This is a genomic window from Streptomyces sp. NPDC001852 (assembly GCF_042891825.1).
In the GTDB taxonomy this organism is placed as follows: domain Bacteria; phylum Actinomycetota; class Actinomycetes; order Streptomycetales; family Streptomycetaceae; genus Streptomyces.
The window spans coordinates 134,865-158,872 of the sequence record NZ_JBIATN010000016.1 but is presented as its reverse complement, the minus strand read 5'-3'; the positions used below and the strand labels follow the sequence as shown (position 1 = coordinate 158,872).

Below are 24,008 nucleotides of genomic sequence, written 5' to 3'. Positions count from 1 at the left end.
CTGCATCAAGCTCCACAACAGCAGTCGCAGTGGTTGGGCTGCCCGTATCAACCGCTCAGTTGATGAGGACGACCGCAACCCGGTCGTCAGAGTTGCAAGGGACGCTTCGGCGTCCCTTCTTTCTTGCCCCGCGCATCCTTTCACCCTCTTTAACGTACGGTGTGCCCTGCATGTTCATTGGCGAAACCGCGCGGTTGCGAGGGTTCATGGAGTGAGATAGCGGCGCCCGGTAGAGTCCAGCGGCGTGCACCTCAAGGCCCTGACCCTCCGCGGGTTCAAGTCGTTCGCCTCGGCGACCACACTCCGGTTCGAGCCGGGGATCACGTGTGTCGTCGGCCCGAACGGCTCGGGCAAGTCCAACGTCGTGGACGCGCTCAGCTGGGTCATGGGTGAACAGGGCGCCAAGTCGCTGCGCGGCGGCAAGATGGAGGACGTCATCTTCGCCGGCACCACCGGCCGTCCCCCGCTGGGCCGCGCCGAGGTGGCCCTGACCATCGACAACTCCGACGGCGCCCTGCCCATCGAGTACGCCGAGGTCACCATCACGCGGATCATGTTCCGCAACGGCGGCAGCGAGTACCAGATCAACGGCGACACCTGTCGCCTCCTGGACATCCAGGAACTCCTCTCCGACTCGGGCATCGGCCGCGAGATGCACGTCATCGTCGGTCAGGGCCAGCTCGACTCCGTGCTGCACGCCGATCCCATGGGCCGCCGCGCCTTCATCGAGGAGGCCGCCGGCGTCCTCAAGCACCGCAAGCGCAAGGAGAAGGCCCTGCGCAAGCTGGACGCGATGCAGGCCAACCTCGCGCGCGTCCAGGACCTCACGGACGAACTGCGCCGCCAGCTCAAGCCCCTGGGCCGCCAGGCGGCGGTGGCGCGCAGGGCGGCCGTGATCCAGGCGGATCTCAGGGACGCCCGCCTGCGCCTCCTCGCCGACGACCTGGTACGCCTGCGCGAGGCGCTCAAGGCCGAGATCGCGGACGAGGAGGCCCTGAAGGAACGCAAGGAGGCGGCCGAGCAGGAGCTGAAGAAGGCCCTGCACCGCGAGGCCCTCCTGGAGGACGAGGTACGACAGCTCACGCCGCGCCTCCAGCGTGCCCAGCAGACCTGGTACGAGCTGTCCCAGCTGGCCGAGCGCGTCCGCGGCACGGTCTCGCTCGCCGAGGCGCGCGTGAAGAGCGCCACCTCCGCCCCGCCCGACGAACGCCGGGGCCGCGACCCCGAGGACATGGAGCGCGAGGCCGCCCGCATCCGCGAGCAGGAGGCCGAGCTGGAGGCGGCCCTGGAGGCGGCCCAGCGCGCCCTCGACGACACCGTCGCCCACCGCGCCGAGCTGGAGCGGGAGCTGGCCGCGGAGGAACGCCGGCTGAAGGACGTCGCCCGCGCCATCGCCGACCGCCGCGAAGGCCTGGCCCGCCTGTCCGGCCAGGTCAACGCGGCCCGCTCCCGTGCGGCCTCCGCGCAGGCCGAGATCGACCGCCTGGCCACGGCCCGCGACGAGGCCCAGGAACGTGCGGTGCGCGCGCAGGAGGAGTACGAGGCCCTGAAGGCCGAGGTGGACGGTCTCGACGCGGACGACGCGGACCTGGCCGACCAGCACGAGGCCGGCAAGCGCCGGCTCACCGAGGCCGAGGCCGCCCTGAGCGCGGCCCGCGAGGCGGCCACTGCGGCAGAGAGGAGCCGCGCGGCGACCCAGGCCCGGCACGAGGCGCTGGCACTGGGTCTTCGCCGCAAGGACGGCAGCGGGATACTGCTGGGGGCCCGTGACCGCCTCACCGGCGTCCTCGGCCCGGCGGCAGAACTCCTGACGGTCACCCCGGGCTACGAAGTACCGCTGGCGGCAGCCTTCGGAGCGGCGGCGGACGCGATCGCCGTGGCCACCCCGGCATCGGCAGCCGAGGCGATCCGCCTGCTGCGCAAACAGGACGGGGGAAGGGCGGCCCTGATTCTGGCCGGGGCGCCTGATGAGCCGACGGCGGACGCCGGCGCTTCCGTCACCCCGCCCCCGCCGGAGCCCACCCCCCTCCCCGCGGAGCGCTTCGTGCGCGGCCCCGCCGAACTCCTCCCCGCCGTCCGCCGCCTCCTGCAAGGAATCGTCGTCGTCGGCACCCTCGAGGACGCCGAGGACCTCGTCTACGCGCACCCGGAACTCACCGCCGTCACCGCCGACGGCGACCTCCTCGGCGCCCACTTCGCCCACGGCGGCTCGGCCGGCGCCCCCAGCCTGCTGGAGGTGCAGGCCTCCGTCGACGAGGCGGCGGCCGAGCTGGCCGAGCTGGCGGTGCGCTGCGAGGAGCTGGCCGAGGAGCAGCGGGCCGCGGCCGAACGGCGTACCCAGGCCGCCGCCCTCGTGGAAGAGCTGGGGGAGCGGCGCCGGGCGGCGGACCGGGAGAAGTCGGCCGTCGCCCAGCAGCTCGGACGGCTCGCCGGACAGGCGCGGGGCGCCGCCGGCGAGGCGGAGCGGTCCGCCGCGGCCGCCGCACGCGCGCAGGAGGCGCTGGAGAAGGCCGTACAGGAGGCCGAGGAACTGGCCGAGCGGCTCGCGGTCGCCGAGGAGATGCCGGTCGAGGAGGAGCCGGACACCTCGGTACGCGACCGGCTCGCCGCCGACGGCGCCAACGCTCGGCAGACCGAGATGGAGGCCCGCCTCCAGGTCCGTACCCACGAGGAGCGGGTCAAGGGGCTCGCCGGGCGGGCCGACTCGCTCGACCGTGCCGCCCGCGCGGAACGCGAGGCACGCGCGCGTGCCGAGCAGCGCCGCGCCCGGCTGCGGCACGAGGCGGCCGTGGCCCAGGCCGTCGCCTCCGGCGCCCGGCAGCTGCTCGCGCACATCGAGGTGTCCCTCGCCCGCGCCGAGCAGGAACGCGCCGCAGCCGAGGCCGCCAAGGCGCAGCGCGAGCAGGAGCTGACCGCCGCGCGCACCGCCGGACGCGGACTGAAGGCCGAACTGGACAAGTTGACGGATTCGGTGCACCGCGGCGAGGTGCTCGGCGCCGAGAAGCGGCTGCGCATGGAGCAGCTGGAGACCAAGGCGCTGGAGGAGCTGGGTGTCGAGCCGGAGGGGCTGGTGGCCGAGTACGGCCCGCACCAGCCCGTGCCGCCCTCGCCCCCCGCCGAGGGCGAGGTGCTGCCGGAGGACCCGGAACACCCGCGCAACCAGCCCAGGCCCTTCCACCGTGCCGAGCAGGAGCGGCGGCTCAAGGCCGCCGAGAGGGCGTACCAGCAGCTCGGCAAGGTCAATCCGCTGGCCCTGGAGGAGTTCGCGGCGCTGGAGGAGCGGCACAAGTTCCTCAGCGAGCAGTTGGAGGACCTGAAGAAGACCCGCGCCGATCTGCTGCAGGTGGTGAAGGAGGTCGACGAGCGCGTCGAGCAGGTCTTCACCGAGGCCTACCGGGACACCGCCCGTGAGTTCGAGGGCGTGTTCAGCAGGCTGTTCCCCGGTGGCGAGGGCCGTCTGGTGCTGACCGATCCCGACAACATGCTCACCACGGGCGTGGACGTCGAGGCGCGTCCGCCGGGCAAGAAGGTCAAGCGGCTGTCCCTGCTCTCCGGCGGCGAGCGCTCGCTGACCGCCGTGGCGCTGCTGGTGTCGATCTTCAAGGCCCGGCCGAGCCCGTTCTACGTCATGGACGAGGTCGAGGCGGCGCTGGACGACACCAACCTCCAGCGGCTGATCCGGATCATGCAGGAGCTGCAGGAGGCCTCGCAGCTGATCGTGATCACGCACCAGAAGCGCACGATGGAGGTCGCCGACGCGCTCTACGGCGTGTCGATGCAGGGCGACGGCGTCTCCAAGGTCATTTCCCAGCGCCTTCGTTAGCGCATCCATTCAAGATCAACTCACCCTGTGTTCAAGAAGTGAACACAGGGTGAGGGGGCATATCGAAAAACTCACAGCGGTTGGACTATTGACTTCGAAACTTGAAGGCATAGTCTCTGCAACGTTGCTTTTACCTTCAGGTCTCACCTGTAAGGGCTCGCCCCCCACGCGGCAGCGCTGCCGCGGCCCGAGGAGATTCACGTGACCAGCACAGCGCAGGCACCTCAGACAGGAGCCAGAACGGCCCACCCCGAGCATCTCGGGCACGTCATCTTCATCGCGGCGGCCGCCGCCATGGGCGGTTTCCTCTTCGGTTACGACAGCTCCGTGATCAACGGCGCGGTCGAGGCCATCCGAACCAAGTACGACATCGGTTCCGCGGCCCTCGCCCAGGTCATCGCGGTCGCCCTGATCGGCTGTGCCGTCGGTGCCGCGACCGCCGGCCGCATAGCCGACCGGATCGGCCGTATCCGGGTCATGCAGATCGCGGCGGCGCTCTTCGTCGTCAGCGCTGTCGGCTCCGCGCTGCCCTTCTCCCTGTGGGACTTCGCCTTCTGGCGCATCGTCGGCGGCTTCGCCATCGGCATGGCCTCCGTCATCGGCCCGGCCTACATCGCCGAGGTCGCCCCGCCCGCCTACCGCGGCCGGCTCGGCTCCTTCCAGCAGGCCGCGATCGTGGTCGGCATCGCCGTCTCCCAGCTGGTCAACTGGGGCCTGCTCAACGCCGCCGGCGGCAACCAGCGCGGTCACCTGATGGGCCTGGAGGCCTGGCAGGTCATGCTCGGCGTCATGGTCGTCCCGGCCGTCCTCTACGGCATGCTGTCCTTCGCGATCCCCGAGTCCCCGCGCTTCCTGCTCTCCGTCGGCAGGCGCGAGCGCGCCAAGGAGATCCTCGCCGAGGTCGAGGGCACGGACGTCGACCTGGACGCCCGCGTCGCCGAGATCGAGCACGCGATGAAGAGCGAGCACAAGTCCGCCTTCAAGGACCTGCTCGGCGGTGGCTTCTTCTTCAAGCCGATCGTCTGGATCGGCATCGGCCTGTCGGTCTTCCAGCAGTTCGTCGGCATCAACGTCGCGTTCTACTACTCCTCGACGCTGTGGCAGTCGGTAGGCGTCGACCCGACGGACTCGTTCTTCTACTCCTTCACGACGTCGATCATCAACATCATCGGCACCGTGATCGCGATGATCTTCGTGGACCGCGTCGGCCGCAAGCCGCTCGCGCTCATCGGTTCGGTCGGCATGGCCGTCGGCCTGGCCCTGGAGGCCTGGGCGTTCTCGTACCACCTCGTCGACGGCAAGCTCCCGAGCACCCAGGGCTGGACCGCCCTGATCGCCGCCCACGTGTTCGTCCTCTTCTTCGCCCTGTCGTGGGGTGTGGTGGTCTGGGTCTTCCTCGGCGAGATGTTCCCGAACAAGATCCGCGCCGCCGCCCTGGGCGTCGCCGCCTCGGCGCAGTGGATCGCCAACTGGGCCATCACCGCGAGCTTCCCGTCGCTGGCCGACTGGAACCTCTCCGGCACCTACATCATCTACACGGCCTTCGCCGCGCTCTCGATCCCGTTCGTCCTGAAGTTCGTCAAGGAGACGAAGGGCAAGGCGCTGGAGGAGATGGGCTGACCAGCCCCCCGTGAACTCGGGGAGAAGGGCCAAGTCCCCGCTGCCCTCCTCCTCGTACCGTCCGCCGCCCCCAGCCCGGCCACTGCCCGGACCGGGGGCGGCGGTGTCGTACGACGGCTCACCAGATGAGGACGCGGGCGCCGATCTCCCGGGCACGCAGAGTCGCCGCCTCGATGTTGTCCAGGCGTCTGACGATGCTGGACGGGTGCACTCCGACGGCCGCGCAGATCACGTCCAGGCGGGCGCGCAACAGCGCGAGCTCCTTCAGGAAGAGCGGCAGTTCCTCGGTCGGGACCGTCGGGCCCCCGGACCACCACATCCACATTCAGACTCATGCAGGCAGCGCACCACCGCGCCGGACGCGAGTCCACCGGATTCTTCGCTCAGCCCCCCACCACCGGCACCACCCGCTCCGCGAACAGCCTGAGGCTCCGCCAGCCCTCCTCCACCGGCATGCCGCCCACCAGCGGATGCAGGACGAGACTGTCCAGCCCCAGCCCCACGCACTGGTCCGGCGTGAGGATCCGGTACACGCCCTCCGCGCGCAGCTCCGCCACCGTCGTGGCCGCCGACCTCACCGCCGAGCGGATCTGCCCCGACTGCCAGGAGGCGTAGGTGCGCGCCTCGTGCAGGAAGTGCTCGCCGTACTGCGCCCACGCCCGGTCCGGGTCCTCGGCGATGTGCAGCAGGGGCGTCTCGGCCGCGGGCATCATGACCCAGCCCTCCGTGCCGTACTCGGCGAGCTGCTCCTTGTAGTAGGACTCCAGTTCGGGCAGATGCGCGCTCGGGAAGAACGGCAGGCCGAGCCGGGCGGCCCGGCGGGCGGCGGCCCTGGAGGAGCCGCCGACCAGCAGGAGGGGGTGCGGGTCGGTGTACGGGCGCGGGGTGAGCCGTACCGTGCGGCCCCGGTGGTCGAACTCGTCGCCGGACCACGCCTTCAGCAGGGTCTCCAGCAGCTCGTCCTGGAGCCGGCCCCGGCGCTTCCACTCCACGCCGAACAGGGCGTACTCCTCGGGCCGGTAGCCGATCCCGGCCACCGTCACCAGCCGCCCGCCGCTCAGCAGGTCCAGTACGGCGATTTCCTCGGCCAGCCGCAGCGGGTCGTGCAGCGGGCCGATCACCGCCGACACCGTCACCGCGATACGGCGGGTCGCCCCGAACACCGCGCCCGCGAAGGCGAACGGCGACGGCAGCCAGTTGTCGTCGGCGCCGTGGTGCTCCTCGGTCTGCACGGTGCCGATCCCGTGCTCGTCCGCGTACGCGGCCATCTCCAGGGCGGCCCGGTAGCGGGCGGAGAGGGCGGCAGGGCCGGCGCCGGGAGCGACGAGGTTGAAACGGACGACCGTGACGGGCATGGGAAGTCCCCCTCCGGTGCGATGCGGTGGAGGGGGACGGTAGCTGACGTATCGTCAGATGGCTATGGCTATGGCTATGGCTATGGCTGTGGCGGGACGGGAGCAGGCGCACGGGACGGGGGACGCCGTACCCATCGATCCGCGGGCCGAGTCCGGCCGGGGCCGGGTCGGCGAGTGCCGCTCTGCACAAGGCGGCCCGGCCCGCTGAGGGCCGTCAGGCGTCGACGGTCGCGCGCTCCTCGGCCGGCTCGACGGCCTCCGCCGGCTTCGTCACCGCCGGCTTCGGCAGCGCCAGGTACAGCAGGCCCGAGATCACGATCGTGGCGACCCAGCCGAGGCCGTACTCGCCGATGACGTTGTTCTTGGCGAGCGGGCCGGTGAACCAGTCCGAGGTCGTGAACATCAGGCCCGACACCAGGCCGATCGCCCAGGCGGCCACGGCCGCGGGGGAGAAGCCGCCCTTGTACCAGTAGGCGCTGGCGCGGGTCGTGTCCGTCATGGCGCGGCCGTCGTACTCGGTGCGGCGCAGCATGTCCGCGCCGAAGACGCCGACCCAGGCGGAGAAGGCGACCGCGAGCAGCGACAGGAAGGCGATGAACGAGCCCATGAAGCTCGTCGCCACCAGCATCAGCACTCCGCCGAAGACCAGCGAGATCACGGCGTTCACCGAGACCGCCCAGTGCCGCGGCACCTTGAAGCCCAGGGTCTGCGCGGTGAAGCCCGCCGAGTACATCGACATCGAGTTGATCAGCAGCATGCCGATCAGCGCGATGAACAGGTACGGCACCGCGATCCACGTCGGGAGGATCTCGCCGAGGAAGGACACCGGGTCGGTCGCCGAGGCCAGGTCCGGCGTGGACACCGCCATCACCGCGCCCATCAGGACCATGGGCAGGACGACGATGCCGGCACCGCCCACCGCCGTACCGACGATCGCCTTCGAGGACGCCGTGCGCGGCAGATAGCGGGTGAAGTCCGGCGCCGTCGGGATCCAGCTGACGCCGCCCGCCGCGATCATGCCGACACCGGTGATCACCGCGGCCGTGGAGCCGCCGCCGTGGTGCAGCACCTTCGACCAGTTCGTGTTCGCGACCAGGTAGGCCAGGACCAGCACCGAGAAGACGCCGAAGAGGTAGGTGGCGTACTTGTTGCACTTCTGCACGGCGTTGATGCCGAGCCCGGAGATCGCGAAGGTCGCGACGACGAAGACCAGCAGCATCACCATGTCCAGCACGCTGTTCGCCTTGATGCCGAACAGGATGTCCAGGATGGTGAGCATGGCGTAGGCGCCGGTGACCGCGTTGATCGTCTCCCAGCCCCAGCGCGCGACCCAGATCAGCGAACCGGGCAGCAGGTTGCCGCGCTGGCCGAAGACCGCGCGCGAGAGCGCCATGCCGGGGGCGCCACCGCGCTTGCCCGCGATGCCGATCAGACCGACCAGGCCGTACGACACGACCGGCGCCGCCGCCGCGACGACGAGCGCCTGCCAGATGTTCAGGTGGTACGCCACGACGGGGCTCGCGCCCATCGTCAGCAGCAGCACGCTGATGTTGGCGCCGACCCAGGTGGGGAACAGCTCGCGGGTCTTCGCGGTGCGCTCGTGATCCGGGACCTGCTCGATACCTCGGGTCTCGAGAGCGCCTTCGGTCTCGACGGTTTTGCTCATGAAAAAGGGGCACCAGACGTGGGGGGACGGGGACGCTCGGACTCTACGCGCGTCAACAGAGTCGCCACCATCGTACTTTGCTCCGAGTCCTCGTAATAAGTGGCGTTTGTCTCTTGGAGGAAGGCACAAAACAGCCTCTCGCGGCGAGGGCGTGTCGCGGCCCACCGTATGAGCCGTGACACGCCCTGGGCCCCTGTCCTTTGGACCCCACGCATCCTGATACCGGACGCGTTGTGACTTCGCCCCTGAGGGGCTTCCGGCCGGCGCGAGGCCGGACCGCGGGCCAGGCCGGCCCGGCGGGGTCGGTGGCCCCGCGCGTAGAACGAACGGCCGAGTGCGAGGTCACGCCATACTGAGTTTGTTATGGAAACCGTCATCCTTGCTGTAGTCATCGCCGTGGTCGTGCTCGCGGCGCTCGGCGGGCTGCTGGTGGGCACCCGGCGCAAGAAGCCGCTGCCTCCGCCGCCTCCGAAGGCGCCCGACATCACCGCGCCCCCGGCCGAGCCGCACGTCGGCGAAGAGGCCGAGACGCCGCGCGAAGAACCGCGCCGGACCATCGAGGAGGTGGATCTCCCCGGCGGCCCCGCACCGGTCGCCGTGGAGGAGCCTCCCGCCGTTGCGGCTCCCGAGATCGAGATCCCGGAGCCCACCGCGGGCCGGCTGGTCCGCCTGCGCGCCCGCCTGTCCCGCTCCCAGACCGCCCTCGGCAAGGGCCTGCTCACGCTGCTCTCGCGCGAGCACCTGGACGACGAGACGTGGGAGGAGATCGAGGACACGCTGCTCACCGCCGACGTCGGTGTGCAGCCCACCCAGGAGCTGGTCGAGAGCCTGCGCGAGCGCGTGAAGGTGCTCGGCACCCGTACCCCTCAGGAGCTGCGCGGCCTGCTGCGCGAGGAGCTGCTCAAGCTGGTCGGCACCGAGGCCGACCGCACGGTCAGGACCGAGCCCGAGGACCGCAAGCCCGGCATCGTCATGGTCGTCGGCGTCAACGGCACCGGGAAGACCACCACCACCGGCAAGCTCGCGCGCGTGCTCGTGGCCGACGGCCGTACCGTCGTGCTCGGCGCCGCCGACACCTTCCGCGCCGCCGCCGCCGACCAGCTGCAGACCTGGGGCGAGCGGGTCGGCGCCTACACCGTGCGCGGCCCGGAGGCCGGCGACCCCGCCTCCGTCGCCTTCGACGCGGTCAAGGAAGGCAAGGAGATGGGGGTCGACGTCGTCCTCATCGACACCGCCGGCCGCCTGCACACCAAGACCGGCCTCATGGACGAGCTCGGCAAGGTCAAGCGGGTCGTGGAGAAGCACGCGCCGCTCGACGAGGTGCTGCTCGTCCTGGACGCCACCACCGGCCAGAACGGCCTGGTGCAGGCCCGCGTCTTCGCGGAGGTTGTGGACATCACCGGCATCGTGCTGACCAAGCTGGACGGCACGGCCAAGGGCGGCATCGTCGTCGCGGTCCAGCGCGAGCTGGGCGTCCCGGTCAAGCTGGTCGGACTCGGTGAGGGCGCCGACGATCTGGCGCCGTTCGAGCCGGAGGCGTTCGTGGACGCGCTGATCGGCGAATAGGGACCACGTACCAATAGTGGTAGGTGGTGAGAAGCGCCCGCCCCGAGGTGCAGTCGGGGACGGGCGCTTCGCCTTGTCCGGCGGGGTGTACGGCCGGCTACGCCCGCGCGCGCGACCGGTGGCGCATGCGCCGGCGGGCCCGGCTGTAGTGGTTGCTGCGGGTGTGGTCGTGTGTCGGCCGGGGGCGTGTCGGAGGGGTGTGTGGGTGTGCTGATCGGTGGTCGAGCGGTTGCTGGTGCGGTGCCTGCGGTTGCTGACGAGAAGCGCCCGCCCCGAGGTGCAGTCGGGGACGGGCGCTTCGCCTTGTCCGGCGGGCCGTACGGCCGGCTACGCCCGCGTCCGCGACCGGTGGGCCACGTACGCCAGTGTCCCCAGCAGGAGCCGTGCCGCCGGTGGCCGGGTCGCCGAGTCCAGGGCGGGTGGGCGCAGCCAGTGGACCGGGCCCAGGCCGCCCCGGTCGGAGGGCGGGGCGGTGATGTGCGTACCGGGGCCGAGGCCGCGCAGGTCCAGGGCCGTCGGGTCGTCCCAGCCCATGCGGTAGAGCAGCCGGGGGAGCTCGGCGGCGGCGCCGGGGGCGACGAAGAAGTGGGCGCGGCCGTCGGGCGTCGCGGTCACCGGGCCGAGGGGGAGTCCCATCCGCTCCAGGCGGACCAGGGCGCGGCGGCCGGCGGCCTCGGAGACCTCGACGACGTCGAACGCCCGGCCCACGGGAAGCATCACCGCAGCGCCCGGGAACTCCGACCAGGCCTTGCTCACCTCGTCCAGCGTGGCCCCGGCCGACACCTGGGGCGCGAAGTCCAGAGGGTGCGCGCCCGGCGCCGGGCAGTCGGCGCGCCCGCACGAGCAGGCGCCCGCCTGGGCCCGGGCTCCCGGCACCACGTCCCAGCCCCACAGCCCGGTGAACTCGGCGACGGCGGTGCACTCCGACGAACGGCCGCGCCGACGCGTGCCGGAGCGGATCTCGCGAATGCCGCCGATCGTGAAGCCCATGCCCCCTCCAACGGGTCCAGCGCGCCGGTGGTTACGACACGGAACGAGACGGAAGCGGTACGTAACGCTACGGCTCCGCCTTCCCCGATGGATGCGAGGTCAAGGTGGCGCCTTGAGGTGCAACGGGTGGCGCGTCAGGGTATTCACGCCCCCATGTGCCTCACTCCGCCCACTTCCAGCCGTCCTATGTCAAGTGAATCGCGTACTGCCGACCGTGAGTTCATTCGAAGGGGTGGCGAATGGTGGCGTTTCCGGGATCCCCGTGGCTGAGCGGGTGATCGTAGGATTACTGTGAGTGTGCGAGTCCGGACGGCATATGCCTGGACGGGTATGCCGGAGGCGAGTCGTCAGCTCGTTCGAAGGGTGAGAACCAGCGGACAAGAGACCGTATTTACCGGCATTCTGATAAGGCTTGGCGCGTGGTGGTCTCCCTCCGGGGCGACCGAGGTCGCAACGACGACAAGTGGTCTCAGGGATGGGGGCGTTCCAGTGAGCGGCAACGGCGGTAGTGGAGCGAACGCTGACAAGCGCCCCAATGAGCTGCTCGGCTCGTGGTTCGTGCGCAGCGGCTGGTCCAAGGGCGAGCTGGCGCGCCAAGTGAACCGCCGGGCACGCCAGTTGGGTGCCAACCACATCTCCACCGACACCTCGCGCGTGCGCCGCTGGCTGGACGGGGAGAACCCGCGCGAGCCGATCCCGCGCATCCTCTCGGAGCTGTTCTCCGAGCGCTTCGGCTGTGTCGTCTCCATCGAGGACCTGGGTCTGCGCGCCGCCCGCCAGTCACCCTCCGCGTCCGGCGTCGACCTGCCCTGGACGGCCCCGCAGACGGTCGCCCTGCTCAGCGAGTTCTCGCGCAGCGACCTGATGCTCGCGCGGCGCGGCTTCCTCGGCACCTCCCTCGCGCTGTCCGCCGGCCCGTCCCTCGTCGAGCCCATGCAGCGCTGGCTCGTCCCGAGCCCCGCCGCCCCGGTCCCCGCCGAGCCCGAGCCCGTCCTCGACGCCCGCAGGCCCGGCCGGCTGTCCAAGCCCGAGCTGGACCTGCTGGAGTCCACCACGCGCATGTTCCGCCAGTGGGACGCCCAGTGCGGCGGCGGCCTGCGCCGCAAGGCGGTCGTCGGCCAGCTGCACGAGGTCACCGACCTGCTCCAGGAACCCCAGCCCGAGGCCACCACGCGCAAGCTCTTCAAGGTCGCCGCCGAACTCGCCGAACTGGCCGGCTGGATGTCGTACGACGTCGGGCTCCAGCCCACCGCGCAGAAGTACTTCGTCCTCGCCCTGCACGCGGCCAAGGAGGCCGGCGACAAGCCGCTCGGCTCGTACGTCCTCTCCAGCATGAGCCGCCAGATGATCCATCTCGGCCGGCCCGACGACGCGCTGGAGCTGATCCACCTCGCCCAGTACGGCAGCCGCGACTGCGCCGGCCCGCGCACCCAGTCCATGCTGTATGCGATGGAGGCCCGCGCCTACGCCAACATGGGCCAGCCCGGCAAGACCAAGCGCGCGGTCCGCATGGCCGAGGACACCTTCGCCGAGGCCGACGAGTGGGACGAGCCGGACCCGGACTGGATCCGCTTCTTCTCCGAGGCCGAGCTGTACGGCGAGAACTCCCACTCCTTCCGCGACCTCGCCTACGTCGCCGGACGCAGCCCCGCCTACGCCTCCCTCGCCGAGCCGCTGATGCGGAAGGCGGTGGAGAAGTTCTCCGAGGACAGTGAACACCAGCGGTCGTACGCGCTCAATCTGATCGGCATGGCCACCGTGCACCTGCTCCAGCGCGAGCCCGAGCAGAGCACGGCCTATGCCTGCCGGGCCATGGACATCGCCAAGAAGGTCCGCTCCGAGCGTGTGAACACTCGTATCCGAAAGACGGTCGACACGGCCGTACGGGACTACGGCGATCTCGCCGCCGTGGTCGACCTCACCGATCAGCTCGCCGTCGACCTGCCGGAGACCGCCGAGGCGGTCTGACACACCCGGCTCCCTTGCCCCGGCCGCGGCCGGTCCTCCCGAACTGCCCGACTCGGCTCCCCCACGCCAGGTCATCGGAGAGGCCCGCCGCGGCCGGCCTGTCGCTCCGGCAGGATCACCCGGAGCAGGTTGCGTCACGATAACGATCGGCGAGCCGCGAATCCGGCGGTTCATCCAGGCGTAACAAGCAGGGCGCCTTCGTCACCCCGGCGAAACAACGAGTGGCTTCCACCGAAACCGCGCTGCGCCAATCTCGTGGCGCATAACCGGCCCACCCCACACCCGCCGGACCGCTCAGGCACCGCCCGCACGGGGCCGTACCAACCGACGAGGAGACGCCGATGGCATCAGCCATCACGCTTGCCGCGGAGGCACCCAAGCTGTCTGCCGCGAACACAGGCTTCATGCTCATTGCTTCCGCCCTGGTGTTGATCATGACGCCCGGTCTTGCCTTCTTCTACGGGGGCATGGTCCGCGTCAAGAGCACCCTGAACATGCTGATGATGAGCTTCATCAGCATGGGCATCGTCACCATTCTGTGGGTGCTCTACGGCTTCTCCCTCGCCTTCGGCACGAACAACGGCCTCATCGGCTGGGACTCCGACTGGTTCGGCCTGCGCAAGATCGGTCTGACCGAGCTCTGGCCCGGCTACACCATCCCGATCTTCGTGTTCATGGTCTTCCAGATGATGTTCGCGATCATCACCCCGGCCCTGATAAGCGGCGCCCTCGCGGACCGCGTCAAGTTCTCGGCCTGGTCGCTCTTCATCGCCCTGTGGCTCACGATCGTCTACGTCCCGGTCGCCCACTGGGTCTGGGGCGCCGACGGCTGGGCCTTCAAGCTCGGTGTGATCGACTTCGCGGGTGGTACGGCGGTCCACATCAACGCGGGCGCGGGTGCCCTCGGTGTCATCCTCGTCATCGGCAAGCGCGTCGGCTTCAAGAAGGACCCGATGCGCCCGCACAGCCTCCCGCTGGTCATGCTCGGCGCAGGGCTCCTGTGGTTCGGCTGGTTCGGCTTCAACGCGGGCTCCTGGCTCGGCAACGACGACGGCGTCGGCGCGCTGATGTTCGTCAACACGCAGGTCGCTACGGCCGCCGCCATGCTGGCCTGGCTCGCCTACGAGAAGATCCGGCACGGCGCGTTCACCACGCTGGGCGCCGCCTCCGGCGCGGTCGCCGGTCTGGTCGCGATCACCCCGTCCGGCGGTGCGGTCTCCCCGCTCGGCGCGATCGCCGTCGGCGCCATCGCCGGTGTCGCCTGCGCCGCGGCCGTGGGCCTGAAGTTCAAGTTCGGCTACGACGACTCCCTCGACGTCGTCGGCGTCCACATGGTCGGCGGCATCATCGGCTCCCTCCTGATCGGCTTCTTCGCCACCGGCAAGGGCCAGTCCACCGCCACCGGCGTCTTCTACGGCGACCACTCCTTCACCCAGCTGTGGAAGCAGTGCGCCGGTGTCGGCGCGGTCCTCGCCTACTCCCTGGTCGTCTCCGCGGTCCTCGCCTTCCTGCTCGACAAGACGATCGGCATGCGGGTCACCGAGGACGAGGAGATCTCCGGCATCGACCAGGCGCAGCACGCCGAGACCGCATACGACTTCAGCGGCGCCGGCGGCGGTGTCATCGGCTCCGCCGCCCACGCCCCCGCCCTGGCCGGCACGCAGACCAAGAAGGTGGACGCATGAAGCTCATCACCGCCGTCGTCAAGCCCCACCGGCTGGACGAGATCAAGGAGGCCCTGCAGGCCTTCGGCGTGCACGGCCTGACGGTCACCGAGGCCAGCGGCTACGGTCGTCAGCGGGGCCACACCGAGGTCTACCGCGGTGCCGAGTACACCGTCGACCTGGTCCCCAAGATCCGCATCGAGGTGCTGGCCGAGGACGACGACGCCGAGCAGCTGATCGAGGTCGTCGTCAAGGCGGCCCGCACCGGCAAGATCGGCGACGGCAAGGTCTGGTCCCTGCCGGTCGAGACGGCCGTACGGGTCCGCACCGGCGAGCGCGGTCCGGACGCGCTCTGACCACAACTTCGCAGAACGGGAGTCGCTGGGTGACGGGAACGGACGAGCGGATGGCAGAGGACTCGGGACCCAGCGGCTACGCGGCGGCCCGGCTGCGCCTCCTCACGGAGGGGGCGCGGTCCGGGCCGCCGCGCCGTGCCGCCCTCGCGGAACTGACCGACGACTGGCTCGGAGGACTGTTCACCGCGGCGGCGGAGGGCATCAAGGGCGCTTCCCTGGTCGCCGTCGGCGGCTACGGCCGCGGCGAGCTCTCCCCGCGCAGCGACCTCGACCTCCTGCTGCTGCACGACGGCTCCGACCCGAAGGCGGTCGCCGCGCTGGCCGACCGCCTCTGGTACCCCGTCTGGGACCTCGGCCTCGCCCTCGACCACTCCGTGCGCACCCCGGCGGAGGCCCGCAGGACCGCCGGGGAGGATCTGAAGGTCCACCTCGGCCTCCTGGACGCCCGCCACCTCGCCGGCGACCTCGGCCTCACCGCAGGCCTGCGTACGGCCGTCCTCGCCGACTGGCGCAACCAGGCCCCCAAACGCCTCCCCGAACTCCAGGAACTCTGCACCGAGCGCGCCGAGCGCCAGGGCGAGCTGCAGTACCTGCTGGAGCCCGACCTCAAGGAGGCCCGCGGCGGCCTCCGGGACGCCACCGCGCTGCGCGCCGTGGCCGCCTCCTGGCTCGCGGACGCCCCGCGCGAGGGGCTCGCCGACGCCCGCCGGCGCCTGCTCGACGTACGGGACGCCCTGCATCTGGCGACCGGCCGGGCGACCGACCGCCTGGCCCTGCAGGAGCAGGACCAGGTGGCGGCCGAGCTGGAGCTGCTGGACGCGGACACCCTGCTGCGGCAGGTCTACGAGGCGGCGCGGGTCATCTCGTACGCCAGTGACGTCACCTGGCGCGAGGTGGGGCGCGTGCTGCGTGCGCGCGCCGTCCGGCCCCGGCTGCGCGCCATGCTGGGCGGCGGCAAACCCGTCGCGGAGCGGTCGCCGCTGGCCGAAGGGGTGGTGGAGCAGGAGGGCGAGGTGGTGCTCGCCCGCGCCGCGCGCCCCGAGCGCGATCCCGTGCTCCCCCTGCGCGCCGCGGCCGCCGCCGCGCAGGCCGGCCTGCCGCTCTCCCTGCACGCCGTACGGCGCATGGCCGCCACCGCGCGCCCCCTGCCCACGCCCTGGCCCGCCGAGGCCCGTGAGCAGCTGGTCACCCTGCTCGGCTCCGGCCGCCCGACCGTCGACGTCTGGGAGGCCCTGGAGGCGGAGGGCCTGATCAGCCGCCTGCTGCCGGACTGGGAACGGGTCCGCTGCCGCCCGCAGCGCAATGCCGTGCACGTGTGGACGGTCGACCGGCACCTCATCGAGACGGCCGTCCGCGCCTCCGAGCTCACCCGCCGTGTCAGCCGCCCCGACCTGCTCCTGGTCGCCGCCCTGCTGCACGACATCGGCAAGGGCTGGCCCGGCGACCACTCGGTGGCCGGCGGGATCATCGCCAAGGACGTCGCGGCGCGGATCGGCTTCGACCGCGCGGACGTGGAGGTGCTGTGCGCCCTGGTCCGCCACCACCTGCTGCTGATCGAGACGGCCACCCGCCGCGACCTCGACGATCCGGCCACGGTCCGCTCGGTCGCCGAGGCGGTCGGCAGCCAGAGCACCCTGGAGCTGCTGCACGCCCTGACCGAAGCCGACGCCCTCGCCACCGGCCCGGCGGCCTGGTCCTCCTGGCGCGGCTCCCTCGTCACCGACCTGGTCCGGCGGGTCTCCGCCGTGCTCGCCGGCGACGCCCCCGACGAGCCGGAGCCCGCCGCGCCCACCGCCGAGCACGAGCGACTGGCGATCGAGGCCTACCGCACGGGCGGCCCGGTCCTCGCGCTGCGCGCCCAGACGGAACCGGTCAGCGATGAGGAGGCGTCCGGCGAACCCCTCGGCGTGGAGCTGGTCATCGCCGTACCCGACCAGCCCGCCGTCCTCCCCGCCGTCGCCGGTGTCCTCGCCGTGCACCGCCTCACCGTCCGTACGGCGGAACTCCGCACCCTCGGCCTGCCGGACGACGTCGACGACGGCTCGGTGCTGCTGCTCAACTGGCGGGTGGCCGCCGAGTACGGCTCCCTGCCCCAGGCGACCCGGCTGCGCGCCGACCTGGTCCGCGCCCTGGACGGCACCCTGGACATCGCCGGCCGCCTGGCCGAACGGGACGCGGCCTATCCGAGGCGCCGGGGCTGGGTCGCCCCGCCTCCGCGGGTGACCGTCGCTCCGGCGGCCTCCCACCACGCCACGGTCATCGAGGTCCGCGCCCAGGACGCCCCGGGCCTGCTGTACCGGATCGGCATGGCCCTGGAGAAGGCGGCGGTGCGGGTGCGCAGCATGCACGTCAGCACGCTGGGCTCCAACGCGGTGGATGCGTTCTACGTCACCACGGGCACGGGGGCGCCACTGCCGGCCGAGGACGCGGGAACGCTGGCGCGCGTCCTGGAAGAGGCGCTGCGGGCGTGACCCCGCGGCCGTGCCATGTCCCTGCCCGCTCATCCAAGCGAGCGGGCAGGGACGAATAGGTTGCGCGGCCGGATACCCTGGAGGGCAGCCCGAACCGACTCCGACCTCGAGGACCGACGCCACCGTGTTCGATACCCTCTCCGACCGCCTCAGCGCGACTTTCAAGAATCTCCGCGGCAAGGGGCGCCTCAGCGAGGCGGACATCGACGCCACGGCGCGCGAGATCCGCATCGCGCTCCTCGAAGCGGACGTCGCCCTCCCTGTCGTGCGGACCTTCATCAAGAACGTCAAGGAAAGGGCACTCGGCGCCGAGGTCTCGCGCGCGCTGAACCCGGCCCAGCAGGTGCTGAAGATCGTCAACGACGAGCTCGTCACCATCCTCGGCGGCGAGACCCGGCGCCTGCGCTTCGCCAAGCAGCCGCCCACCGTGATCATGCTGGCGGGTCTGCAGGGTGCCGGTAAGACCACGCTCGCGGGCAAGCTCGCCCGCTGGCTGAAGGAGCAGGGCCACTCGCCGCTGCTGGTCGCCGCCGACCTCCAGCGCCCGAATGCCGTCAACCAGCTGAGCGTGGTCGCCGAGCGCGCCGGTGTCGCCGTCTACGCACCCGAGCCCGGCAACGGCGTCGGCGACCCCGTGAAGGTCGCCAAGGACTCCATCGACTTCGCGAAGTCGAAGGTCCACGACATCGTGATCGTGGACACCGCCGGCCGCCTCGGTATCGACGCCGAGATGATGCAGCAGGCCGCGGACATCCGCGACGCCGTCTCCCCGGACGAGATCCTGTTCGTCGTCGACGCGATGATCGGTCAGGACGCCGTCAACACCGCCGAGGCCTTCCGCGACGGCGTCGGCTTCGACGGCGTGGTGCTCTCCAAGCTCGACGGTGACGCCCGCGGTGGTGCCGCCCTGTCGATCCGGCAGATCACCGGCAAGCCGATCATGTTCGCGTCGAACGGCGAGAAGCTGGACGACTTCGACGCCTTCCACCCGGACCGGATGGCCTCCCGCATCCTCGACATGGGTGACCTGCTCACCCTGATCGAGCAGGCGGAGAAGACCTTCAGCCAGGAAGAGGCCGCCAAGATGGCCTCGAAGCTGGCGTCCAAGAAGGGCCAGGACTTCACCCTGGACGACTTCCTGGCCCAGATGGAGCAGGTCCGGAAGATGGGCTCCATCTCCAAGCTGCTCGGCATGCTCCCGGGCATGGGCCAGATCAAGGACCAGATCCAGAACATCGACGAGCGGGACGTCGACCGCACCGCCGCGATCATCAAGTCGATGACCCCGGGCGAGCGCCGGGACCCGATGATCATCAACGGTTCCCGCCGTGCCCGTATCGCCAAGGGTTCCGGCGTCGAGGTCAGCGCGGTGAAGAACCTGGTCGAGCGGTTCTTCGACGCCCGCAAGATGATGTCCCGCATGGCTCAGGGCGGCGGAATGCCGGGCATGCCGGGGATCCCGGGCATGGGCGGCGGCCCCGGCCGGCAGAAGAAGCAGGCGAAGAAGGCCAAGGGCAAGCAGCGCTCGGGCAACCCGATGAAGCGCAGGCAGCAGGAGCTGGAGGAGGCCCAGCGCCGCGAGGCCGCCGCACAGGGCGGAGGCGCCTTCGGGCTGCCGCAGCAGGGCGGCCAGGACTTCGAGCTGCCGGACGAGTTCAAGAAGTTCATGGGCTGACGTCCAGGACGTTCATGGGCTGAAGTCCAGGACGTTCATGGGCTGCATCCCGCTCGTACGACTCTGAGGGCGCCACCCCGGCCGCGGGGGGCGCCCTCAGCGCATGCCGACGTCCGCCAAATGCCTTAACGTCCAGATATGAGCGATGCGGCGCCACCACGCAAGACCCCTGATCAGCCGTGGCGCACCGAGGGCACCCCCGACGAATCGCCCCGGCGCCCCGGCGGGGGAAGGATCCGCGGCGGAAAGTGGTGGGGCCTGCTCGTCACCGCGGTGGTCGTCTTCCTGCTGGCCTACGTCGGGCTGAACTATCTCGGCCAGGGCAACCAGCCGACGATCTCGTACACGGAGTTCAGCAGGCAGGTCACGGCCGGCAACGTCGCCAAGATCTACTCCAAGGGTGACGCGATCCAGGGCCAGCTCAAGAGCGCGCGGGCCAATCCCGAGGGCGGCGGGAAGTACACCCGGTTCAAGACACAGCGCCCGGCCTTCGCCAGCGACAGGCTCTGGCAGAACCTGAGCAGCCATGGCGTCACGGTGACGGCACGCCCCGTCGTGCAGGAGCGCAGCCTGCTGTCCAACGTGCTGATGTCGCTGATCCCGATCGCGGTCCTGGTCGTGGTGTGGATCTTCTTCGCGCGGCGGCTCGGCGGGGCACTGCCCGGCGCGGGTGGCCTGTTCGGCCGCCGGGCGCCGCCCAAACCGGTCGGGCTGCGGCCGGGCACCGAGCGCACGACCTTCGCGGACGTGGCCGGCATCGACGAGGTCAAGGGCGAACTGGACGACGTCGTCGACTTCCTGGAGCACCCCGACGTCTACCGCCGGATGGGCGCGAAACTGCCCCGCGGTGTGCTGCTCGCGGGCCCGCCCGGCACCGGCAAGACGCTGCTCGCACGCGCGGTCGCGGGCGAGGCCGGCGTGCCGTTCTTCTCCGCCTCGGCGTCCGAGTTCATCGAGATGATCGTCGGCGTCGGCGCGTCCCGCGTGCGCGAACTGTTCGCCGAGGCCCGGAAGGTGGCGCCGTCGATCATCTTCATCGACGAGATCGACACCATCGGCCGGGCGCGCGCCGGCGGCGCTTCGATGAGCGGGCACGACGAGCGCGAGCAGACGCTGAACCAGATCCTCACGGAGATGGACGGCTTCTCGGGCGCGGAGGGCGTGATCGTCATCGCCGCGACCAACCGGGCGGACATCCTGGATCCGGCCCTGACCCGTCCGGGCCGCTTCGACCGAGTGGTCAACGTGGCCCCGCCGGACCGCGCCGGCCGCGAGTCGATCCTGCGCATCCACACCCGTGAGATCCCGCTCGCGCCCGACGTCGACCTGGCCCAGCTGGCCCGCGTCACCCCCGGCATGACGGGGGCGGACCTGGCCAATCTCGCCAACGAGGCCGCACTGCTCGCGGTCAAGCGCAAGCAGGAGCGGGTGACCGGGCCGGACCTGTCCGAGGCGCTGGAAAAGGTCCAGCTGGGCGCCGAACGCACTCTCGTGATGCCCGAGGAGGACCGCCGGCGCACCGCGTACCACGAGAGCGGCCACGCCCTCCTGGGCATGCTCCAGCCCGGCGCCGACCCCGTCCGCAAGATCACCATCGTGCCGCGCGGCCGGGCACTCGGGGTGACCATGTCCACGCCCGAGGTGGAGCGGTACGCCCACTCCGAGGAGTACCTGCGCGGCCGCATCATCGGCGCCCTGGGCGGGATGGCGGCGGAGGAGGTCGTCTACGGCGTGGTCACCACGGGCGCGGAGAACGACCTCGAACAGGTCACCAACATCGCGCGCGGGATGGTGGCCCGCTGGGGCATGAGCGAGCGGGTCGGCCGCCTGTCCGCCCTCCCGAGCGATGCCCAGCAGGCCTACGGGCTCTCCGCCGCCCCGCAGACCCTCGACGTGATCGACACGGAGATGCGGCGGATCGTGGACGAGTGCTACGAGGAGGCGTGCCGCAAACTCCGGGACCACCGCGGCCAGTTGGACGCCCTCGCCGAGGCGCTGCTGGAGAACGAGACACTGGAGGAGGCGGACGCGTACCGGATCGCCGGGATCACGCGCCTGACCAAGGAAACCGAGGTCTAGGCCACGCGGGCGACGAGGTAACGGAAGACGTTCGGCATCCACACCGTCCCGTCCGGGCGCCGGTACGGGTGCAGCGCCTCCGTCAGCTCCTTGTCGACCTGCTTGGCGTCCGTCGCCGCGATCGCCGCGTCGAACAGACCGGTCGACAGCAGCCCCCGTACGGCGCTGTCGACGTCGGCGTACCCGAACGGACAGGCCACCCGCCCCGAGCCGTCCGGCTTCAGCCCCGCCCGCTGGGCGACCTCCTCCAGGTCGTCCCGCCGGGCCGGCCGCCAGCTGCGCGCGCTGCGCAAGGGATCGGCCAGTTTCGTCGCCACCCGCAGCACCGAGGAGGTCGCGCAGCGCTCGGGCGGACCCCAGCCGGCCAGGACCACGGCGGCCCCGCGCGCGGCCAGCGGCAGCGCGTCCGCCAGCAGCTCACCGAGCCCCTCGGAGTCGCCCGCGAGGCACCCGATCGGCTCGAAGAGGGTCACCAGGCTGTAGGCGGCGGTCTCCGCCCCGGCCGCCTCGCGGGGTGAACCCGCGACGAGTTTCACGGCACGCGCGCGTGTACGGCCGCTCGCGCCGCGCCCCCCGCCGTCGCCGTACCGAGCGCGCCCGGCGTCACCGCGCACACCGCCGCGCGAGGCGCCCGGCAGCAGGCGCTCGCCGGCGAGGGCGAGCCGCTCGGGCGACGCGGCGTCGACACCGGTGACGGTGGCACCTCTGCCGGCCGCCAGCAGCAGCGCGAGCCCGGCGCCGCAGCGCAGCCCCAGCAGCCGGGTGGCGGGCCCCACTTCGAGTCGTTCGTAGACGGCTTCGTAGAGCGGTACCAGCATCCGCTCCTGGATCTCGGACCAGTCACGCGCGCGTGCGCACAGGTCCACGCGGGGTGCGGGATCCGCGTGAGGCACGTGCTGCCGCACGAGCGTAGGTGTCATAGGTAAGCGCCCCAATCCGCCGACAGTTCACCGCTGTGCCCGGTTGCGTGGCCCCCGTGCCGTGCGCGCGCAACTTCCCACGTATGTCAGGTAACTCCCGGCTCGCTGCGCCGTCCAGGGGTCGTAGGGCCCCGCTTGGGGTGATGGCGCGGGTGTGGCGAGATTTCACATCCCGGCAACCTGGATGGCCATACGGTGTCCGCGCCGGGAGGACCCGCCGGTACCGGGGGTCGCACAGCGCGGGGTAACGCCTCGCGCGTCACGGACGCTGACCGGAGTGAGACTTCACGACGAGAGCGGCCGAAACGCCTCTTGACTGGCGCCGGCCACACCCGCAGCAGGGTCTACGCGCAGGGTCGTACGGCGGACTACGCACCAGCTTGATATGAGCTGTGTGGCTTCTCCGCAGATCAGCGCACCCGCCCTCGTCCGGACGCATCAGCGGCAACTGACGGGTACGTGCAAATTATTTGGGATGCCCCGGAATAGGAACACATTCGAGCTCCCGCTCGTTGTCATTACGTGAGCACGACACAGACACCACCTGTACTCGCCGCAGAGCTGGCGCAGGCGTGGGCCGACATTCAGCGGTACCACCCCGAGCTGCCGGACCTTGCCGCGCCAGAGTCCCTGATCGGGGAGTCGTCGTCCGCGTGCGGACACGAGCTCTCCTTCGAACGACTGCTCCATGAGGCAGTCCACGGCATCGCCGCCGCCCGTGGGATCCGCGACACCTCCCGCGCCGGCCGCTACCACAACCGCCGTTTCCTCGCGATCGCCGAGGAACTGGGCCTCGACCATCCCGAGGAGCCGCACCCGAGCAGCGGTTTCTCACTGGTCACGCTCAACCCCGAGGCCAAGCGGCGCTACCGCCCGACCATCGAACGGCTGCAGCGCGCACTGAGGGCGCACACGGCGGCGACCACCTCGGACACCACCCGCACCTTCCGCGGCCCGGCCGCCCGGCACGGCTCCTCCGGCGGCGGCGTACGGGTCAAGGCGGTCTGCGACTGCGGTCGCAACGTCCGCGTGGTCCCCTCGGTCCTCGCCCAGGCACCCATCGTCTGCGGCGGCTGCGGCAAGCCGTTCAGGATCCCGGAGGTCGCGGGGGCGGCGTGACCGCGTGCCGCGAAGGGCCGGCATCTCGTGGGTGCCGGATCGCGGGGCGTCAATTTCACAGCACCGGGCAGCGCACCCGACGTGACCTCACCTCCACGCCGGGTGCCTCCCAGGCATGCCCGCAGCCCGCCTGCCCGCCCCGGCCCAAAGCGACCGGCAGGGTATGGCACAATGGCTAGCTGTACTCGACAGCCGCACAGGACCCCTCTCTCCTCCGGCTGACGCGTCCGTCGGGCACTCGGGTACCGCAACCCCACGCGGCAGCTCGCCGTGCCCAACCACGTCAAATCCAGGAGAACCCACTCCCGTGGCAGTCAAGATCAAGCTGAAGCGTCTGGGCAAGATCCGTTCGCCTCACTACCGCATCGTCGTCGCCGACTCCCGTACCCGCCGTGACGGCCGGGCCATCGAGGAGATCGGCAAGTACCACCCGACCTACAACCCGTCGGTCATCGAGGTGGACGCCGAGCGCGTGGCGTACTGGCTGGGTGTCGGCGCGCAGCCGACCGAGCCCGTTCTCGCCATCCTGAAGAAGACCGGCGACTGGCAGAAGTTCAAGGGCGAGCCGGCTCCCGCGCCGCTGCTCACCGCCGAGCCCAAGCCGGCCCGTCCGTCGTTCGAGGCCCTCGGCGGCGACGACGAGGGCAAGGGTGAGGCGATCACCCAGAAGAAGAAGGCCGAGAAGAAGGACGAGGCGGCTGCTGAGTCCTCTGCGGCTGAGTCGACCGAGGCCTGA

16 protein-coding genes are annotated in these 24,008 nt (G+C 71.2%); 11 read left to right on the top strand and 5 right to left on the bottom strand.

The window, feature by feature from the left end:
* Positions 1 to 244 precede the first annotated feature (244 nt).
* On the top strand, positions 245 to 3,823 hold the full coding sequence (gene smc / locus ACFYZB_RS27360) for a chromosome segregation protein SMC (RefSeq protein ID WP_388763259.1): 3,579 nt from the start codon (positions 245 to 247) through the stop codon (positions 3,821 to 3,823).
* A 201-nt stretch (positions 3,824 to 4,024) separates the two neighbouring features.
* Positions 4,025 to 5,443, top strand: coding sequence for a sugar porter family MFS transporter (locus ACFYZB_RS27355; RefSeq protein WP_388763257.1), 1,419 nt, complete (start codon positions 4,025 to 4,027; stop codon positions 5,441 to 5,443).
* Between the two features lie 118 nt (positions 5,444 to 5,561).
* On the opposite strand, the gene ACFYZB_RS27350 is transcribed toward ACFYZB_RS27355, so the two are convergent.
* The 3 genes from ACFYZB_RS27350 to ACFYZB_RS27340 form a co-directional block, all read right to left on the bottom strand.
* Positions 5,562 to 5,762, bottom strand: a complete 201-nt coding sequence (locus tag ACFYZB_RS27350) for a hypothetical protein (protein WP_388763255.1) — start codon at positions 5,760 to 5,762, stop codon at positions 5,562 to 5,564.
* A gap of 64 nt (positions 5,763 to 5,826) precedes the next feature.
* Entirely contained in the window at positions 5,827 to 6,798 is a 972-nt protein-coding gene (locus ACFYZB_RS27345; RefSeq protein WP_388763254.1) for an LLM class flavin-dependent oxidoreductase, read from the bottom strand.
* A 214-nt stretch (positions 6,799 to 7,012) separates the two neighbouring features.
* Positions 7,013 to 8,464: a cytosine permease gene (locus ACFYZB_RS27340; RefSeq protein WP_388763252.1), complete on the bottom strand. Its 1,452-nt coding sequence runs from the start codon at positions 8,462 to 8,464 to the stop codon at positions 7,013 to 7,015.
* A 363-nt stretch (positions 8,465 to 8,827) separates the two neighbouring features.
* Here ACFYZB_RS27340 and ftsY point away from each other — a divergent pair, with 363 nt between their 5' ends.
* Positions 8,828 to 10,030: a signal recognition particle-docking protein FtsY gene (gene ftsY, locus ACFYZB_RS27335; RefSeq protein ID WP_351210920.1), complete on the top strand. Its 1,203-nt coding sequence runs from the start codon at positions 8,828 to 8,830 to the stop codon at positions 10,028 to 10,030.
* A 327-nt stretch (positions 10,031 to 10,357) separates the two neighbouring features.
* On the opposite strand, the gene ACFYZB_RS27330 is transcribed toward ftsY, so the two are convergent.
* A complete protein-coding gene (locus ACFYZB_RS27330) occupies positions 10,358 to 11,020 on the bottom strand; it encodes a bifunctional DNA primase/polymerase (protein ID WP_351210918.1) in 663 nt (220 codons plus the stop codon).
* Between the two features lie 489 nt (positions 11,021 to 11,509).
* Here ACFYZB_RS27330 and ACFYZB_RS27325 point away from each other — a divergent pair, with 489 nt between their 5' ends.
* The 6 genes from ACFYZB_RS27325 (at position 11,510) to ftsH (ending at position 21,233) form a co-directional block, all read left to right on the top strand.
* Complete coding sequence (locus tag ACFYZB_RS27325; protein WP_388763249.1) at positions 11,510 to 12,988, top strand: hypothetical protein; 1,479 nt, start codon at positions 11,510 to 11,512, stop codon at positions 12,986 to 12,988.
* 341 nt (positions 12,989 to 13,329) lie between these two features.
* Positions 13,330 to 14,673: an ammonium transporter gene (locus ACFYZB_RS27320; RefSeq protein ID WP_388763247.1), complete on the top strand. Its 1,344-nt coding sequence runs from the start codon at positions 13,330 to 13,332 to the stop codon at positions 14,671 to 14,673.
* Positions 14,670 to 15,008: a P-II family nitrogen regulator gene (locus ACFYZB_RS27315; protein ID WP_039656487.1), complete on the top strand. Its 339-nt coding sequence runs from the start codon at positions 14,670 to 14,672 to the stop codon at positions 15,006 to 15,008. Before ACFYZB_RS27320 ends, ACFYZB_RS27315 begins: the two co-directional genes overlap by 4 nt.
* 29 nt (positions 15,009 to 15,037) lie before the next feature.
* The gene (locus ACFYZB_RS27310) at positions 15,038 to 17,479 is read left to right on the top strand and encodes a [protein-PII] uridylyltransferase (RefSeq protein WP_388763245.1); all 2,442 of its coding nucleotides are present in this window, start codon (positions 15,038 to 15,040) and stop codon (positions 17,477 to 17,479) included.
* 124 nt (positions 17,480 to 17,603) lie between these two features.
* Entirely contained in the window at positions 17,604 to 19,154 is a 1,551-nt protein-coding gene (gene ffh / locus ACFYZB_RS27305; protein ID WP_388763243.1) for a signal recognition particle protein, read from the top strand.
* A gap of 138 nt (positions 19,155 to 19,292) precedes the next feature.
* Positions 19,293 to 21,233 (top strand): ATP-dependent zinc metalloprotease FtsH, encoded by a 1,941-nt coding sequence (ftsH, locus tag ACFYZB_RS27300; protein ID WP_388763242.1) that lies wholly within the window; start codon positions 19,293 to 19,295, stop codon positions 21,231 to 21,233.
* Here ftsH and ACFYZB_RS27295 read toward each other — a convergent pair.
* The gene (locus ACFYZB_RS27295; protein ID WP_388763240.1) at positions 21,230 to 22,153 is read right to left on the bottom strand and encodes an SAM-dependent methyltransferase; all 924 of its coding nucleotides are present in this window, start codon (positions 22,151 to 22,153) and stop codon (positions 21,230 to 21,232) included. The genes ftsH and ACFYZB_RS27295 overlap by 4 nt on opposite strands.
* A gap of 522 nt (positions 22,154 to 22,675) precedes the next feature.
* Here ACFYZB_RS27295 and ACFYZB_RS27290 point away from each other — a divergent pair.
* Together ACFYZB_RS27290 and rpsP are read left to right on the top strand one after the other, a co-directional pair.
* Positions 22,676 to 23,272, top strand: coding sequence for a hypothetical protein (locus ACFYZB_RS27290; RefSeq protein ID WP_351210904.1), 597 nt, complete (start codon positions 22,676 to 22,678; stop codon positions 23,270 to 23,272).
* Positions 23,273 to 23,579: 307 nt separating this feature from the next.
* Positions 23,580 to 24,008 (top strand): 30S ribosomal protein S16, encoded by a 429-nt coding sequence (gene rpsP / locus ACFYZB_RS27285; RefSeq protein WP_351210902.1) that lies wholly within the window; start codon positions 23,580 to 23,582, stop codon positions 24,006 to 24,008.

Coding starts and splice junctions, on each gene's coding strand:
- ACFYZB_RS27315 (WP_039656487.1), top strand. CDS start 14,670: ATGAAGCTCATCACCGCCGTCGTCAAGCCCCACCGGCTGGACGAGATC.
- ACFYZB_RS27340 (WP_388763252.1), bottom strand. CDS start 8,464: ATGAGCAAAACCGTCGAGACCGAAGGCGCTCTCGAGACCCGAGGTATC.
- ftsY (WP_351210920.1), top strand. CDS start 8,828: ATGGAAACCGTCATCCTTGCTGTAGTCATCGCCGTGGTCGTGCTCGCG.
- ACFYZB_RS27330 (WP_351210918.1), bottom strand. CDS start 11,020: ATGGGCTTCACGATCGGCGGCATTCGCGAGATCCGCTCCGGCACGCGT.
- ACFYZB_RS27295 (WP_388763240.1), bottom strand. CDS start 22,153: ATGACACCTACGCTCGTGCGGCAGCACGTGCCTCACGCGGATCCCGCA.
- ACFYZB_RS27345 (WP_388763254.1), bottom strand. CDS start 6,798: ATGCCCGTCACGGTCGTCCGTTTCAACCTCGTCGCTCCCGGCGCCGGC.
- ACFYZB_RS27320 (WP_388763247.1), top strand. CDS start 13,330: ATGGCATCAGCCATCACGCTTGCCGCGGAGGCACCCAAGCTGTCTGCC.
- ftsH (WP_388763242.1), top strand. CDS start 19,293: ATGAGCGATGCGGCGCCACCACGCAAGACCCCTGATCAGCCGTGGCGC.
- ACFYZB_RS27350 (WP_388763255.1), bottom strand. CDS start 5,762: ATGTGGTGGTCCGGGGGCCCGACGGTCCCGACCGAGGAACTGCCGCTC.